The following is a 14,588-nucleotide window of genomic DNA, read 5'->3' as shown; positions in this document are numbered from 1 at the left end:
CGGTCGGGTGTCGGGCTCCTGACGCGAGGTCGTCGATGGGTGCGGCTTTTGACGTCGATATGGGCTCTGAGCAGTCATCAAACCGTTATCAAGGCGAAAAATCGTCGCTCCACGTGGACGAGTGATCACCGTGAATGGATCTTTGGTCCCAAATGCCGAGACGGGCAAGAAAGTCATTGACCATCACGCTCGGCCACGCCTACTTTCGAGCCCACCGTTCAGCCAGATCAAACACTGGGTTCCGTCATCGGCTGATCGGGTGGCTTGAGGAAGGTGCGCCATGCAGGGCAATCACCCCATCGGGGACAGTCGCCGGGCCAAGGCCGTGCGTCGGGCCGCCGCCCCATTGGCGGTCACCGTCGCCGCCGCTTTGATGCTCGCCGCGTGCGGCGGCGCCAAGAAGCAGTCCGGCGAAGCGGAGGGCGGCGGCACACTCGTCGTCGACACCTCCTTCAGTCTCAAGACCGCCGACCCCGGCCGGACCTTCGAGCCCACCGGGATCCTGGTCACCCGTCCCGTCTACGACACGCTGCTGACCTTCGCGGGCGGCGACGTGACCAAGCCGGTACCGCTGCTCGCCGCGTCCTACGAGGCCGCGCCGGACGCCAAGACGTTCACCTTCCCGCTGCGTCCGGAGGCCAAGTTCTCCGACGGCTCGCCGGTGACCGCCAAGGACGTGGTCTTCTCCTTCAACCGGGTCAAGAACCTCAAGGGCAACCCGGCCTTCCTGCTCGACGGCGTGACCGCGACCGCCAAGGACGAGCACACGGTGGTGCTCACCACCGAGGCCGCCGATCCCGCGCTGCCGTTCCGCATCGCCACCCCCGCGCTCGGCGTGGTCAACTCCAAGGTCGTCACCGCGCACGGCGGTACCGATGCGGCGGGCGCCGACCAGGGCGACAAGGCCGAGCAGTTCCTCAACACCGACTCGCAGGGCAGCGGCCCGTACAAGATCACCAAGTACGACGTCGGCACCGAGGTCATCCTCACCCGCAACGACAACTACTGGGGCGCCAAGCCCAAGTACGCCAAGGTCGTGGTGCGCAACGTGCCCGCGAACACCCAGCAGTTGAACGTGCTCAGCGGCGAGAGCCAGATCTCCCTGGACATGTCGCCGGACCAGGCGGTCAAGGTCAAGGGTCAGGCGCAGGTGCTGCAACAGCCCACGCCCACCACGGCGTTCCTGTTCAGCAACGACAACCCGGCCACCTCGCCGATCACCTCCAACAAGGACTTCCAGGAGGCCGTGCGCTACGGCGTGGACTACAAGAGCCTGCTGGACGTGGCCGGCGCCGGCTCCGCCCAGGCCGCGGGCATCGTGCCGAGCTTCTTCACCGGTGCGCTCGACCCGGCCAAGGCGATCGTGCGCGACATCCCGCGCGCCAAGGCCGCGTTGGCCCGCGCCGGACTGAACAACCCCAGCGTCGACCTGTACTACGCCTCCGACGTGACGATCAACGGGATCAACTTCGGCGACCTCGGCGCCCGGGTCCAGGCCAACCTCAAGGAGGTCGGCATCACCATCAACCTCAAGCCGGCCCCCACCCAGACCGCGCTGGACTCCTACCGCAACGGCACCGAGGCGATGGGCCTTTGGTGGTGGCAAGCCGACTACCCGGACGCCAGCGACTACCTCGCGTTCACCCCGGGTGAACTCGTCGGCCTGCGCGCCGGTTGGAAGAAGGACGCCAACGCCGAGGTGAGCGCGCTCGCGCAACAGGCCAAGGTGGCCACCTCCGACGCCGAGCGCGTGCAGTTGTACCGGCAGCTCCAGGAAGCGATGAACAAGACCGGTCCCTTCATCCCGCTTCTCCAGCCCGCACAGGTGATCGCCGCGAACAACTCGGTGAAGAACCTGCACTACAACCCGATCTGGTACATCGATGTCGACAAGCTCGGCTGACCCCACGGTCGACCGCGGCACCCCCCGGCCGGCCGCACCCCGCAAGGGTGCGGCCGCCGGCCCTCGGACCGCGCGCGGCTCCCATCCCTTCGCCCGCTTCGTGCTGGTGCGCCTGTCCGTCGGACTGTTGCTGTGCCTGGGCATCACCATCCTGGCCTTCGTGCTCACCCACTCCGTGCCCGGTGACCCGGTCGCCGCCAACCTCGGCGACCGCGCCCAGAACGACCCGGCCGCGGTCGCCGCGTTCAAGAAGAAGAACGGACTCGACGAGTCCCTGCCCTCGCAGTACGGCACCTACCTGAACAACCTGCTGCACGGCGACATGGGCACCTCCCAGCAGACCCACCGACCGGTCTGGGACGACCTCGCCGACCGGGTCCCGGCCAGCCTCGAACTGGCCCTGGTGGCCATCGTGTTGGCACTGGTGATCGGCGTCGGACTGGGCATCGTGGCGGCGGTCACCCGCAACCGCTGGCCGGACCGGATCATTCGCGTGGTCAGCCTCGCGGGCGTGTCCATGCCGGTGTTCTGGCTCGCCCAGGTCGCCTTCTACCTCTTCTCCTTCAAGCTCGGCTGGATCCAGGCCGGTGGACGACTGTCACCCGGCGCGATCCCACCCCAGGACATCACCGGCCTGTACACGCTCGACTCGCTGCTCACCGGCGATCTCGGCACCTTCGGCGAGGCATTCTCCCGCCTGGTCCTGCCCGCGTGTGTGCTGGCCGCGTTCAACATCGGCGTGCTCACCCGCTTCACCCGCGCCGCGGTCCTGGAAGCCCTCGGCAACGACTACGTGCGTGCCGCGCGAGCCAAGGGCCTGCCCGAGTTCACCGTGGTCCGTCGGCACGTGCTGCGACCCGCACTCACCTCGATCCTGACCGTCGCCGGGCTCACCTTCGGTGGCATGCTCGCCGGCACCGTCCTGGTCGAGAACGTGCTGTCCTGGCCGGGCCTGGGCCAGTACGCGTACAAGAGCGCACTGAACCTGGACCTGCCGTCCATCATGGGCGTCTGCCTGTTCGTCGCGGTCGTGTACGTCGTGATCAACCTCCTCGTGGACCTGCTCTACGGGGTCATCGACCCGAGGATTCGCCTCTCGTGAACGCCACGCGCCTCTTCCTCGGCGATCGGCTCGGAGCCGACCGCACCGGCACGGACGACCCGGCCCCGCGGCGCAAGCGCCGTCCCGGCAAGTCGCCGTGGCGCAGCCCCCTGGCCATCACCGGCATCGTGATCATCGGCGTCTTCCTGATCGCCGCGGTCCTCGCGTCGGTGATCTCGCCGGAGGATCCGCTCGCCCAGAAATGGCCGAAGTACCAGTCGCCGTCCGGCGAACACTGGTTCGGTACCGACCAACTCGGCCGCGACATCCTCTCCCGGGTCATCCACGGCACCCGCATCTCGCTCCCGCTCGCCCTGCTGCTGGTCGTGCTCGCCATGGTCATCGGCACCGTGCTGGGCGCGGTCGCCGGCTACTTCGGCGGCTGGATCGACATGGTCGTGATGCGCTGCGCCGACCTGGTGCTCGCCTTCCCGGCGATCATCCTGGCGATGGCCGTGGTGGCGGCACTGGGCCCGAACCTGACCAACGCCGTGCTGGCGGTGGTGATCGTCAGTTGGCCCACCTACGCCCGCGTGGTGCGCGGACTGGTGCTGACGCTGCGCCAGTCCGACTTCGTCCAGGCCGATCGGCTGCTCGGCGCCTCCGGGTGGCGGGTGCTGGCCGTGGACCTGCGGCCCAACCTGGCCGGCCCGGTGGCCGTGCTGGCCGCGCTCGACCTGGGCAACGCCGTACTGCTGCTGTCCGGACTGTCCTTCCTGGGCCTGGGCGCACAACCGCCCGCGGCCGAGTGGGGTGCGATGGTCAACGCGGGCTCGGCGAACTTCGACGCGTGGTGGGTCGCGGTCTTCCCCGGCGCGGCCATCCTGCTCTCGGTGCTCGCCTTCAACTTCCTGGGCGACACCCTGCGCGACGCGCTCGACCCGCGTACGGCACGGGCGATCCGAAAGTGACGGACATGAACGACACCCCGACCCCGCCGGTGGTCGACGCCGAGGAGCCGCTGCTGGCGATCCGCGACCTCGTCGTCGAACTGCCCGGACCCGACGGCGAACCGCTGCGCGCCATCGACGGCGTCGACCTGACCGTGGGCCGCGGCGAGATCGTCGGCCTGGCCGGCGAGAGCGGCTCCGGCAAGACGATGACCGCACTCGCGCTGCTCGGGCTGCTGCCCCAGGGCGGCAGCGCGCGCGGGCAGATGCTCGTCGAAGGCCAGGACGTGCTGACCATGACCCCGCGTCAGGTCCGCGACCTGCGCGGCAATCGGGTCGCGATGGTCTTCCAGGACCCGATGACCTCGCTGCACCCGATGCTGAGCATCGGCAAACAGCTCACCGAACACCTGCGCCACCACAAGAAGTTGGACAAGCGCGCGGCCAACGCCCGGGCGGTGGAACTGCTCGCCACGGTGCGCATCCCCGACCCCGAGCGGGCGCTGCGCCGCTACCCGCACCAATTCTCCGGCGGCATGCGTCAACGCATCGCCATCGCCATCGCGTTGGCCTGCGACCCGGCGCTGCTGCTCGCCGACGAGCCCACCACCGCGCTGGACGTCACCGTGCAGGCCGGCATCCTGCGCCTGCTGGACCGACTGCGCCGGGAGAACGGCCTGTCGGTGCTGATCATCACGCACGACCTGGGGGTGATGTCCGCGCTCGCGGACCGGGTGAGCGTGATGTACGCGGGCCGGATCGTGGAGAGCGGGCCGCGCGCGGACGTGCTGCGCGAACCCCGCCACCCCTACACCCGCGGCCTGCTCGACGCGCTGCCGCACCCCGACGGGGGCACCGCGGCGCTGGTGCCGATCGTGGGCACGCCGCCCAAGCTGGGCCAGGCGCCCGCCGGTTGCGCGTTCCACCCGCGCTGCCCGCACGCGCAGCCGAGTTGCCGGGAGGAGCGCCCGCGCCTGCTGGCGCTGACGCCCACCCACACCGGGGCCTGTCCGATCGATCCGCTCGCCGTCGCCGCTTCGAAGGTGGATAGCCGATGACCCTGTCCTCCCTCACCTCCACCGTCGCCGTCACCGCGAAGGATCCCGGGTTGCGGTTGCGCGACCTGTCCGTGGCGTACCGCACGCCGGGTCGGCCCACCGTGCGCGCCGTGGCCGGCGTGGATCTGACCGTGGCGCCCGGCCAAGTGGTCGGCCTGGTCGGCGAGTCCGGGTGCGGCAAGTCGACCCTGGGCAAGGCCGCGGTCGGACTGCTCAAGCCGGCCGCCGGCACGGTCGAGTTCGACGGACACCCGGTCGTCCCGCTCGGGCTGCGCTCGCGGCCGGTGACCCAACGCGGCCTCCAGATGGTCTTCCAGGATCCGTACGCGTCGCTGAACCCGCGCCGCCGGGTCGGCGAACAGATCTCCGACGCCGTGGTCCTGGCCGGCGGCACCCGCGAACGCGGCCGCGGCGTGGCCCGCGAACTGCTCGAACGGGTGGGCCTGCCCGCCGAGTTCGTCGATCGTTTCCCGCACGAGTTCTCCGGCGGCCAGCGCCAACGCATCGCCATCGCCCGGGTGCTCGCCGCCGAGCCCACCTGCATCGTCGCGGACGAGCCGATCGCCGCGCTGGACGCCTCGGCGCAGGCGTCGGTGGCCAACCTGCTGCTCGAACTGGCCCGCGAGCGCAACGTGGGCCTGCTGTTCATCTCGCACGACCTGTCCATCGTGCGACAGATCGCCGACACCGTGGCGGTGATGTACCTGGGCACCGTGGTGGAGAGCGGCCCCACCGACCAGGTCTGGGCCGAGCCGCGCCACCCGTACAGCAGGGCGCTGATCGCGGCGGTGCCGCGCGCCGACGGCAGCGGCGAGTTGCCCGTCGACCTGCCCGGCGACGTGCCGGACCCGGCCTTCCCGCCCGCCGGTTGCCGCTTCCACCCCCGGTGCCCGATCGCCGTCGACGCGTGCGCGCTCGACGAACCCGCACTGGTCGAGTTCCTTCCGCGCCGGCGCGCCGCGTGCACCGTGCTCGCGCCGACCCTCACGAAAGTCGGGTGACCGCACTCATGTGGCTGACCAACTGTCATGTCGTCGACGTCGTCACGGGTGAACTGCTGCGCGACCGCAGTGTGCGGGTCGAGGGTTCGACCATCGCCGAGGTGCGCGGCGCGTTGCCGCCCAACGCCGACGCGCACGATCTGGGCGGCCGATACCTGCTGCCGGGGCTGATCTCCTGCCACTCGCACCTGTCGGTGGTCTTCCCCTTCTCCGACACGCGTGAGGACGAATCGCCGGGCCTGACCGCGTTCCGCGCGGCCCAACGCGCGCACGACGCGCTGCGGGCCGGCATCACCACGCTGCGCTGCGTGCACGAGCAGAACCAGATCGACCTGGTGCTGCGCGACGCGCAAAAGCGCGGCTGGATCCAGGCCCCGCGGATCTTCGGCGCCGGCCGCGCGCTGTCCACCCCGCACGGACACGGCGAGGGCGCGGACTGCTCCTACGCGAGCGGCCCGGACGGCTTCTACCGCGCCGCGCTGGGCGAACTGGCCGCCGGCGCCGACCACCTGAAGATCTTCATCAACTCCGGCCTGGCCCGCGAGGGCGAGGACTTCGAGCACGCGGAGATGACCGACGAGGAGATCGCCGCCACGGTCAAGGCCGCCCACGAACACGACGCGTACGTGGTCGCGCACTCCGGCGAGTCCGCCGCGATCCGGGCCGCGCTGGCCCAGGGCGTGCGCTCGTTCGAACACGCGTATGCGCTCGACGAGGACACCGCGCGCCTGCTCGCCGACCGACGCGCGTTCGTGACTCCCACGCTGTGCGTGACCAACTCGCTCGGCTGGATGCGGGAGAACCGCTTCGAGGAGGCGTCGATCGCCAACGCGCAGAACGCGATCGAACCGCACCAGGAGAGCTTCCGGCGGGCGGTCGCCGCCGGCGTGCAACTGGTCAACGGCACCGACATCCCGCCCGCCGACCTGGTCGAGGGCGTGCCCGCGGCGGTGTACGAGATGTATCTGATGGCCCGCGGCGGCCTGGACAACCTGCGCGTGCTCCAGTCGGTATCGACCACCGCGGCCCGCCTGGTGCAGGCCGAGGACCGGCTGGGACAGGTCGCGCCCGGGTTCACCGCCGACCTGATCGCGGTCGACGGCGATCCGCTGCACGACATCTCGGCGCTGGGCCGCCTGTCGTTCGTCATGCAGGGCGGCCGGATCGTCCGCGAGGACCTGGCCGCCTGAACCGTTCGCGGCCGCATCCCGGCGGGTGCACCTCGCCGGCCCCCGCCCGGGAGTCGCCGCGCCCCGACCCACCCCCGACGTAAGGACCTTCGTGCCATGACCGACGCCGCCGCACGCGACACCCACCGACCCGCCGGGTCGGCCGAGGACCGCGCCGCCGTCTGGAGCGCCCTGCTCGACATCTACGCCGGCTTCACGGCCGGCGACCGTGCGCGCATCGACAGCCGCATCCACCCCGAGGCCACCATCTGGGACTCGGCCGCGCCGGAACTCCTGTTCGGCCGGGCCGACCTGGACCGGATCCGCGCGGCCCGACCGGTGGGCCCGGACGCGCCGGTGGTCACCGGGATCCACGCGAGCGACGAGGTGATCGACGTCTGGGACGACACCGCGCTGGCCCGCTACACGCTGCGGGTCGACTTCGCCCCGGGCGCCGACGGCTCGACCCCGGCCTCCGAACACATCCGCAACACGGCGGTGGCCCGCCGCTTCGAGCAGGGCTGGCTGGTGGTGCACAACCACGAGGACCTGCTGGCGTGATCGGTGCGGCGCCGGGGTCGCGCCGGGCCCGGTCCGGGACGGGGCGCCGATGCCGAAGTGCCGTCGGGAGCCGATCGGGTGCCCGGACGCCCGCTCGCCGGACCCCGCGCGCGGAACCGCGCACGTGTCCGGACGCGGGGGAGTACGTCCGCGCACTCGAAGGAGCGACCGGAACCGACACCGCAGGTGGGGAGGGTGTCGGCCGGCCGCGTCCCACCGGCGCAACGCCCCGGCGGTCGGCTCACGCCCGGTCGGCGGCGGCGATCAGCGCGGGCAGCAGGCCCGGGAAGGATTCGTCGAACTCCTCGCGGCGCAGCGCGTTCATCCGGGAGGTGCCCACGTAGTACTGGCGGATGAGGCCGGCCTCGCGCAGCACGTGGAAGTGGTGGGTGGCGGTGGATTTGCTGACGGGCAGCTCGATCGTGCCGCAGCTCAACGCCTCCGACGCGGCGTAGAGCTCGCCGACGATCAGTCGGCGCACCGGGTCGACGAGGGCTTCGAGGACCTGTTGCAGGCCGATCGTGTCGATGTCCGGGTGGGGTGGGACGCGTTCGCGTCCGCCGTGCTGGGTGCTCGCCATCGATCTGATACCTCCTGGCCGAATGGTACGACACTCATCAAAGTGCGATGACCATCGAAGTTTGACACTCACCGAACTTTCCGCTTGGGTGAGGCACGTCGACACGCTCCCGTGTCGGCGGCGCCCGGAAGGAACGATGCGTGATGGTCAGGACAGTGCGCTTCCACGAACTCGGCGGGCCGGACGTGCTGCGCCTGGAGGACGCCGAACTCGGCGTACCCGGTCCCGGCGAACTGGCGATCCGGGTGGACGCGATCGGCATCAACCGGGCCGAGGCGCTCTTCCGCAGCGGCAACTACATCCAGGACGTCCGGGAGTTCCCGGCCCGGCTCGGCCTGGAGGCCGCCGGCGTGGTCGAGGCGGTCGGTGCCGGGGTCGCCGGGTTCGAGGTCGGCCGGCCGATCAGCGTGGTGCCCGCGTTCTCGATGAACGACTACGGCGTCTACGCCGAACGCGCGATCGTGCCCGCGTCGGCCGTGCTGCACCGGCCCGACTCGCTGGACGCGGTCGCCGGTGCGGCGGTGTGGATGCCGTACCTGACCACCTACGGCGCGCTGGTCGAGATCGGCGGGCTGGGCGCCGGCGACACCGTCGTGCTGACCGCCGCCTCCAGCAGCGTGGGCCTGGCCGCGATCCGCACGGCGCTCCGGGTCGGCGCGGTGCCGATCGCCACCACCCGCACCCGGGCCAAGGCGGACCGGCTGCGCGCGGCCGGCGCCGCCGAGGTGATCGTCACCGAGGAGGAGGACGTCGTGGAGCGGGTGCGTGCCTTCACCGGAGGCCGCGGCGCCGAATTCGTGTTCGACGCCGTCGCCGGCTCCGGCGTGGTGGACCTGGCCCGGGTGGTCGCCCCCGGCGGCACGCTGCTGATCTACGGCGCGCTGAGCGGCGAGGCGACCCCCTATCCGGGAATCGACCTGGGCATGCCCGCGCTGAACATGCGCAGCTATACCGCCTTGGAGACCACCACCGACCCGGAACGGCTGCGCCGGGCCGAGGCGTTCGTCGCCTCCGGGCTGCGTACCGGTGCCTTTGCGCCGACCGTGGACCGCACCTTCGATCTGGAGCGCATCGTCGACGCACACCGCTACCTGGAGGCGGGCGCCCAGGTCGGCAAGATCGTGGTCACCGTCGAGCACTGAGGCCGGGTGGGCTCAGGACCCCGCGAGCGGGCGGCGGGGCGAGGAGCCGGGGCCGCCGGGTGTGGATCCGCGCAACACGACGTCGGGGGCGTGGCCCAGGGTGAGGGCCATCCGGACGTCGTCGAAGCGTTCGTTGTCGACCTCGATGACGTTGGGCAACCGGCCCCACACGGTGAAGCCGAGCCGCTCGTAGAGCTCGATGGCGCCGTGGTTGTTGCCCCGCACGCCCAGGGTGAGGGTCTCGATGCCGGCTCGGTGGGCGCTGTCGATCAGGGCCGTCATCAGCAGGCGACCCAGGCCCAGGCCGCGGCTGTCGGGGTGGGCCATCACCTTCTCCACGTCGGCCGAGTGCGCGAAGACCGGCTCGGGCCGGCGTCGCCACAGGCCGGTCGCGGCGACGTCGTCGTCGACCGAGGCGACCACGAGCACGGCGTCGCCGACCCGGACGGCGGCGAGCACGTCCTCCAGCCAGGCGTCCGTGGTCGGCTTGCTCGGCGGGGACAGATAGCCGATCGCGCCACCGAGACGGGCGACGTCGTGGACGACCCGGTGGATCTCGGTGCGAAGTCGGTCGTCGGCGTCGGTGGGCCGCAACAATTCGATCTTCGGTTCCATGCCGGACATTGTCCCGGGCCGGATTTCGGCGGCGCGCACCGGCCGGCGTGGCGCCGGTCCGATCGCGCAGCCGGATCCGGTGCGGTCGGTGCGGCGAAGGCGGGGAGTACCCGCACCGGGTGCGTGGGTACGACCCGAGGGTTGCGTGTTCCGCCGATCCGACCCGCGTCCCGGTCAGGAGCCCCCATGTCCGACGTCACCACCTCCCTTCCCGACACCGATCGGCTGCGTGCGCGAGCGGACGAATGCCTGCGCCGCTGCGGTGCGGTGTCCCGGCCCGATGCCGGCGATCTGATCGTGCGTACGCCGATCACCGGCGGCGTGCTGCGCCGACTCGCCTCCGGCACGCCGGAGCAGGTCACCGAGGCGATCGGCGCCGCGCACCGCGCGTTCGGCATCTGGCGCACGACGCCCGCGCCGGTGCGCGGGGCGTTGGTCAAACGACTGGGCGAACTGCTCGCCGAGCACCACGAGGACCTGGCCGACCTGATCACCCTGGAGGCGGGCAAGATCCGGACCGAGGCGCGCGGGGAGGTGCAGGAGATGATCGACGTCTGCGACTTCGCCGTCGGGCTCTCCCGGCAGTTGTACGGACGCACCATGCCTTCGGAGCGACCCGGGCACCGCCTGTCCGAGTCGTGGCACCCGCTGGGCGTGGTCGGCGTGGTCTCCGCGTTCAACTTTCCGGCGGCGGTGTGGTCGTGGAACACCGCGATCGCCCTGGTCTGCGGTGACGCCGTGGTGTGGAAGCCGTCCGAACTGACCCCGCTCACCGCGGTCGCCTGCGCCGCGCTGCTCTTCCGGGCCGCCGTCGACGTCGGCGCGCCGACCGACCTGCATCGCCTGGTGCTGGGGAATCGTGCGGTCGGCGAGGCGCTGGTCGAGGATCCGCGGGTCGCGTTGGTGAGCGCCACCGGTTCGGTGCGGATGGGCCGCGAGGTCGCGCCCCGGGTGGCCGCCCGATTCGGCCGCTGCCTGCTCGAACTCGGCGGCAACAACGCGGTGATCGTCGCGCCGTCGGCCGACCTGGATCTGGCGGTGCGCGGCATCGTCTTCGCCGCGGCCGGCACCGCCGGGCAGCGTTGCACCACGCTGCGCCGGGCGATCGTGCACGAGGACGTGGTGGACGTGCTCGTCGCGCGGCTGAGCCGGGCCTACGCCGAGCTGCGGATCGGCGATCCGTTCGCGGACGGCACGCTGGTCGGGCCGCTGATCGGCGCCGGGTCGGGGGCGGCGATGGCGGCGGCGCTGGACCGGGCGCGGGCCGACGGCGGCGACGTGGTGGTCGGCGGCGAGCGGGTGGCCCGGCCGGAGGCGCCCGACGCGGTGTACGTGCGTCCGGCCATCGTGCGGATGCCCGGGCAGACCGAGGTGGTGCGCGAGGAGACCTTCGCGCCGATCCTCTACGTGCTCACCTATCGCACGTTCGACCAGGCCATCGCCCTGAACAACGACGTGCCGCACGGGCTTTCGTCCGGCGTCTTCACCCGCGACCAACGCGAGGCCGAACGATTCCTGGCCGCGGACGGGTCGGACTGCGGCATCGCCAACGTCAACATCGGCACCTCCGGCGCCGAGATCGGCGGCGCGTTCGGCGGCGAGAAGGAGACCGGCGGCGGGCGCGAATCCGGCTCCGACGCGTGGCGGGCGTACATGCGTCGGGCGACCAACACGGTCAACTACTCGGACGAGCTGCCGCTCGCCCAGGGGGTCGACTTCGGCTGAGCCCGGGGGCCGGGCGGGCACACCGCTGTCGGCCGTGGTCAGCCGGGGCTGGAGCGGCCGTGGCGCCAGTAGCCGAAGAAGGTGATGTCCGACTTGGGGATCCTCCGCTCGTTCACCAGGTGCCGGCGCAGACCGGTCGGGAGGCCGTGCTCGCCGGCGGTCCACGTGTAGAACGGACCCGCGGGCAGGGTCGCGGACTCGACGGCGTTCAGGGCGAGCCGGCCGGGCCGGGATCCGGCCCCGTCCCGGGCCAGCCAGTGCACCCGCACGCCCGCCGGGGCCTCGACCCGCTCGCGGATGTCCGCGACCTCGGGCACTTCCAGGAAGACCTCCGCGTGCAGGGTCGCGGGGGCGTGTTCCAGGATGGACAGGATGGCCGGCAGCGCGCTCTCCTCGCCGACCAGCAGGTGCCACTCGGCATGGCTCGGTGGCAGGTACATCCGGCCCAGATCGAAGATGCCCGCCGGGTCGCCGGGTCGGGCCCGGGCCGCCCACGCCGACGCCGGTCCGGCGTCGCCGTGCAGCGCGAACTCGATGTCGATCTCGTGGCGTTCGGGCCGGAAGGCGCGGATCGTGTAGTTGCGCACCCAGGGTCGACGGGCCTTGGGCAGCAGCAGCCATTCGGCCATCCACGCGTTGTTGGACAACTTCGGCATGCGCAGCTCCTCCTGTCCCTCGCGCGGGAAGAACAGGCGTGCGCCCTGATCGAATCCGGACCCGTGTAGGTGCGCCAGTTCGGATCCGCCGAGCGTCAGGCGTACGAAGTTGGGGCTGAGGCGCGTGTTCTCACGCACCGTCAGGGATATCATCCGCCGCGTTTCCGGCAGTTGCACCTTCGGCAACATCTCTGCTTCTCGCTTTCGCCGCTCCGTCGGGGATCGGGCCGGGCGCGGCCGTCCGGGCCTCGCCCGACCCGGCGATCGGTGCCCAGGCCCAGGTCACGACCCAATTATGAGCAATTGCTCGCCTCGTGCGGTACTCGCTTTTCCGAAGCCCGCGCCGAGGCCGCCGCGGCGACCGCCGGACGACGGCGGCAACTCCGCGAGCAGCACGAACGGCCGCGCGTCGAGCCGGTCCGAGAACGCCGGCTCGGGCGGGCTGCTCACTTTCGGGCGGCCGAATTCGAGCGGCCGAATTCGATCGGCCCGCATTAGGATCCGACGGTTGATCAACCGATCTGCACGGCCATTGCGGAAGGACGAGAATGTTCGCGAGATCCCTGGGCGACGGAGCCGAGTTGCGGCCGCTGGAGCCCTGGCGGGCCGAGGAGTTCCTGGCTCACATGGACCGCGGCCGGGAGTTCGTCGGCCGCCACATAGGACTGGCCGACGTCACGGCCGATCTCGACTCGGCCCGGGGCTGGCTCCAGTCCTACGCCGACAAGACCGCCGTCGACGCCGGTCGGCTGTACGGCATCTGGCTCGACGGGGTCCTGGTCGGCGGGGTGCTCTTCCGGGTCTTCGACGCGGAACAGGGCAATTGCGAGGCGGGCTGCTGGCTCGAACCGGCCGCCGCGGGCCGGGGCCTGGTCACCCGGGCGGCAACGATGATCATCGACTGGGCGATCCGGGAGCGCGGGATGCACCGGGTCGAGTGGCTGGTCTCCGCCGAGAACACCCCGAGCATCAACGTGGCCAAGCGCCTCGGGATGACCCGCGAAGGTGTGCATCGGGAGAACTACCTCTACCGGGGCGTGCGGCAGAACACCGAGGTCTGGTCCGTGCTGGCCCCGGAATGGCACGCGATCCACGGCACCGGCTGACCTTCGGGTCGGGACCTGTTGCGGATTCCGCAGGCGTGGCATGGCAGCATGCATATCGACAGATCTGACGGTGCGTCATACAACTGGCGAACCGGCCGGGTCGGTGCGGAACGAACGACCGGACAGTTTCCGTCGGCGCTGCGACAAAACGGGCAAAACCCGCGAGGTCGATGGCGTTCGGCGGATGGATATCATCGACACAGTGATCAAGTTACCACCGGGTACGGCGCTCGAACGCCTCGCCCGGTCGGCCGACACACGCCCCGGAAGGGACGTCCCACCGGAGGAGTCGAACGCCATGCAGCTCGCAGGGATCGTGATCTCGCTGCTGATCAGCGTGATCGGGTTCGCCCTACTCGGGCGCACCGCCGCCTACATCTACTCGTTCGTCAAACTCGGGCAGCCCGCGTGGGGCCGGACCAGCGCGGCCGGCACCCGTTTGCGCACGATGCTCACCGAGACGGTCGGGCACACCCGGATGCTCCGTTGGGGCATCGTCGGCGCCGCCCACTGGTTCGTCATGGTCGGCTTCGGCGCGCTGATCCTGACCCTGGTCAACGCGTACGGACAACTCTTCTCACCGGAGTTCGCGCTGTGGGGGCTCGGACACTGGGACGTGTTCGAGGTCTTCACCGAGTTCATGGGCCTGATGACCATCGTCGGCATCCTCGTGCTGATCGTCATCCGCCAGATCAGCCACCCGCGTCGGGCCGGGCGCAAGAGCCGATTCGCCGGATCGCGGTTCGGCCAGGCGTACTTCGTCGAGTTCGTGGTCGGCTCGGTCGGCGTGTGCATCATGCTGCTGCGCGGCCTGGAGGGCGCGCTCGCCGGAGTCGACGGGTACGAGGCCGGCTACTGGGTGAGCTACCCCCTGGTGTCCGCGTTCGGTGGGCTCTCCGACGGCTCGCTGGAAAACCTGATCTACCTCGTCGCGACGATCAAGATCGTCATCTCGATGACGTGGGCGATCACCATCGGCCTCAAGCCGAGCATGGGTGTTGCGTGGCATCGGTTCCTGGCGTTCTTCAACATCTACTTCAAGCGTGAGGCGGATGGTGGGGTCGCGTTGGGTGCGTTGCA

13 protein-coding genes and 1 pseudogene are annotated in these 14,588 nt (G+C 71.0%); 11 read left to right on the top strand and 3 right to left on the bottom strand.

From position 1 onward, the window contains the following. Positions 1 to 280: 280 nt before the first annotated feature. From ACH4U8_RS40760 to ACH4U8_RS40730, 7 genes are all read left to right on the top strand, one after another. Positions 281 to 1,903, top strand: a complete 1,623-nt coding sequence (locus ACH4U8_RS40760) for an ABC transporter substrate-binding protein (protein ID WP_395783243.1) — start codon at positions 281 to 283, stop codon at positions 1,901 to 1,903. Further along, the gene (locus tag ACH4U8_RS40755; RefSeq protein WP_395783241.1) at positions 1,884 to 3,005 is read left to right on the top strand and encodes an ABC transporter permease; all 1,122 of its coding nucleotides are present in this window, start codon (positions 1,884 to 1,886) and stop codon (positions 3,003 to 3,005) included. Before ACH4U8_RS40760 ends, ACH4U8_RS40755 begins: the two co-directional genes overlap by 20 nt. Then, on the top strand, positions 3,002 to 3,916 hold the full coding sequence (locus ACH4U8_RS40750) for an ABC transporter permease (protein ID WP_360322220.1): 915 nt from the start codon (positions 3,002 to 3,004) through the stop codon (positions 3,914 to 3,916). Before ACH4U8_RS40755 ends, ACH4U8_RS40750 begins: the two co-directional genes overlap by 4 nt. A gap of 5 nt (positions 3,917 to 3,921) precedes the next feature. Continuing rightward, positions 3,922 to 4,953, top strand: a complete 1,032-nt coding sequence (locus ACH4U8_RS40745; protein WP_360322223.1) for an ABC transporter ATP-binding protein — start codon at positions 3,922 to 3,924, stop codon at positions 4,951 to 4,953. Further along, positions 4,950 to 5,954: an ABC transporter ATP-binding protein gene (locus ACH4U8_RS40740; RefSeq protein WP_360322226.1), complete on the top strand. Its 1,005-nt coding sequence runs from the start codon at positions 4,950 to 4,952 to the stop codon at positions 5,952 to 5,954. Before ACH4U8_RS40745 ends, ACH4U8_RS40740 begins: the two co-directional genes overlap by 4 nt. Continuing rightward, on the top strand, positions 5,951 to 7,144 hold the full coding sequence (locus ACH4U8_RS40735; protein WP_360322229.1) for an amidohydrolase family protein: 1,194 nt from the start codon (positions 5,951 to 5,953) through the stop codon (positions 7,142 to 7,144). The genes ACH4U8_RS40740 and ACH4U8_RS40735 overlap by 4 nt, the downstream gene beginning before the upstream one ends. A 96-nt stretch (positions 7,145 to 7,240) precedes the next feature. Continuing rightward, positions 7,241 to 7,684, top strand: coding sequence for a DUF4440 domain-containing protein (locus ACH4U8_RS40730; protein WP_395783239.1), 444 nt, complete (start codon positions 7,241 to 7,243; stop codon positions 7,682 to 7,684). Positions 7,685 to 7,925: 241 nt separating this feature from the next. Here the strand turns inward: ACH4U8_RS40730 and ACH4U8_RS40725 are convergent, their stop codons facing one another. Further along, on the bottom strand, positions 7,926 to 8,264 hold the full coding sequence (locus tag ACH4U8_RS40725; RefSeq protein ID WP_395783237.1) for an ArsR/SmtB family transcription factor: 339 nt from the start codon (positions 8,262 to 8,264) through the stop codon (positions 7,926 to 7,928). A 143-nt stretch (positions 8,265 to 8,407) separates the two neighbouring features. Between ACH4U8_RS40725 and ACH4U8_RS40720 the strand changes: the two genes are divergently transcribed. Next, positions 8,408 to 9,406, top strand: a complete 999-nt coding sequence (locus tag ACH4U8_RS40720) for a zinc-dependent alcohol dehydrogenase family protein (RefSeq protein ID WP_395783235.1) — start codon at positions 8,408 to 8,410, stop codon at positions 9,404 to 9,406. Positions 9,407 to 9,418: 12 nt separating this feature from the next. Here the strand turns inward: ACH4U8_RS40720 and ACH4U8_RS40715 are convergent, their stop codons facing one another. Beyond that, positions 9,419 to 10,021: a GNAT family N-acetyltransferase gene (locus ACH4U8_RS40715; RefSeq protein ID WP_360322241.1), complete on the bottom strand. Its 603-nt coding sequence runs from the start codon at positions 10,019 to 10,021 to the stop codon at positions 9,419 to 9,421. Positions 10,022 to 10,207: 186 nt separating this feature from the next. On the opposite strand from ACH4U8_RS40715, the gene ACH4U8_RS40710 reads away from it, so the two are divergent. Next, the gene (locus tag ACH4U8_RS40710; RefSeq protein ID WP_395783233.1) at positions 10,208 to 11,746 is read left to right on the top strand and encodes an aldehyde dehydrogenase family protein; all 1,539 of its coding nucleotides are present in this window, start codon (positions 10,208 to 10,210) and stop codon (positions 11,744 to 11,746) included. A gap of 38 nt (positions 11,747 to 11,784) precedes the next feature. Here ACH4U8_RS40710 and ACH4U8_RS40705 read toward each other — a convergent pair whose 3' ends face one another. Beyond that, positions 11,785 to 12,591 (bottom strand): siderophore-interacting protein, encoded by an 807-nt coding sequence (locus tag ACH4U8_RS40705; RefSeq protein WP_360322247.1) that lies wholly within the window; start codon positions 12,589 to 12,591, stop codon positions 11,785 to 11,787. A 359-nt stretch (positions 12,592 to 12,950) separates the two neighbouring features. On the opposite strand from ACH4U8_RS40705, the gene ACH4U8_RS40700 reads away from it, so the two are divergent. Next, positions 12,951 to 13,508 (top strand): GNAT family N-acetyltransferase, encoded by a 558-nt coding sequence (locus ACH4U8_RS40700; protein WP_395783231.1) that lies wholly within the window; start codon positions 12,951 to 12,953, stop codon positions 13,506 to 13,508. 298 nt (positions 13,509 to 13,806) lie between these two features. Beyond that, positions 13,807 to 14,588, top strand: a pseudogene (locus tag ACH4U8_RS40695) (Fe-S oxidoreductase); the annotation flags it as partial.

Origin of the sequence: Embleya sp. NPDC020886, from assembly GCF_044333915.1 — a bacterium.
Lineage (GTDB): Bacteria > Actinomycetota > Actinomycetes > Streptomycetales > Streptomycetaceae > Embleya.
This window is presented reverse-complemented; position numbering and strand designations above follow the sequence as displayed.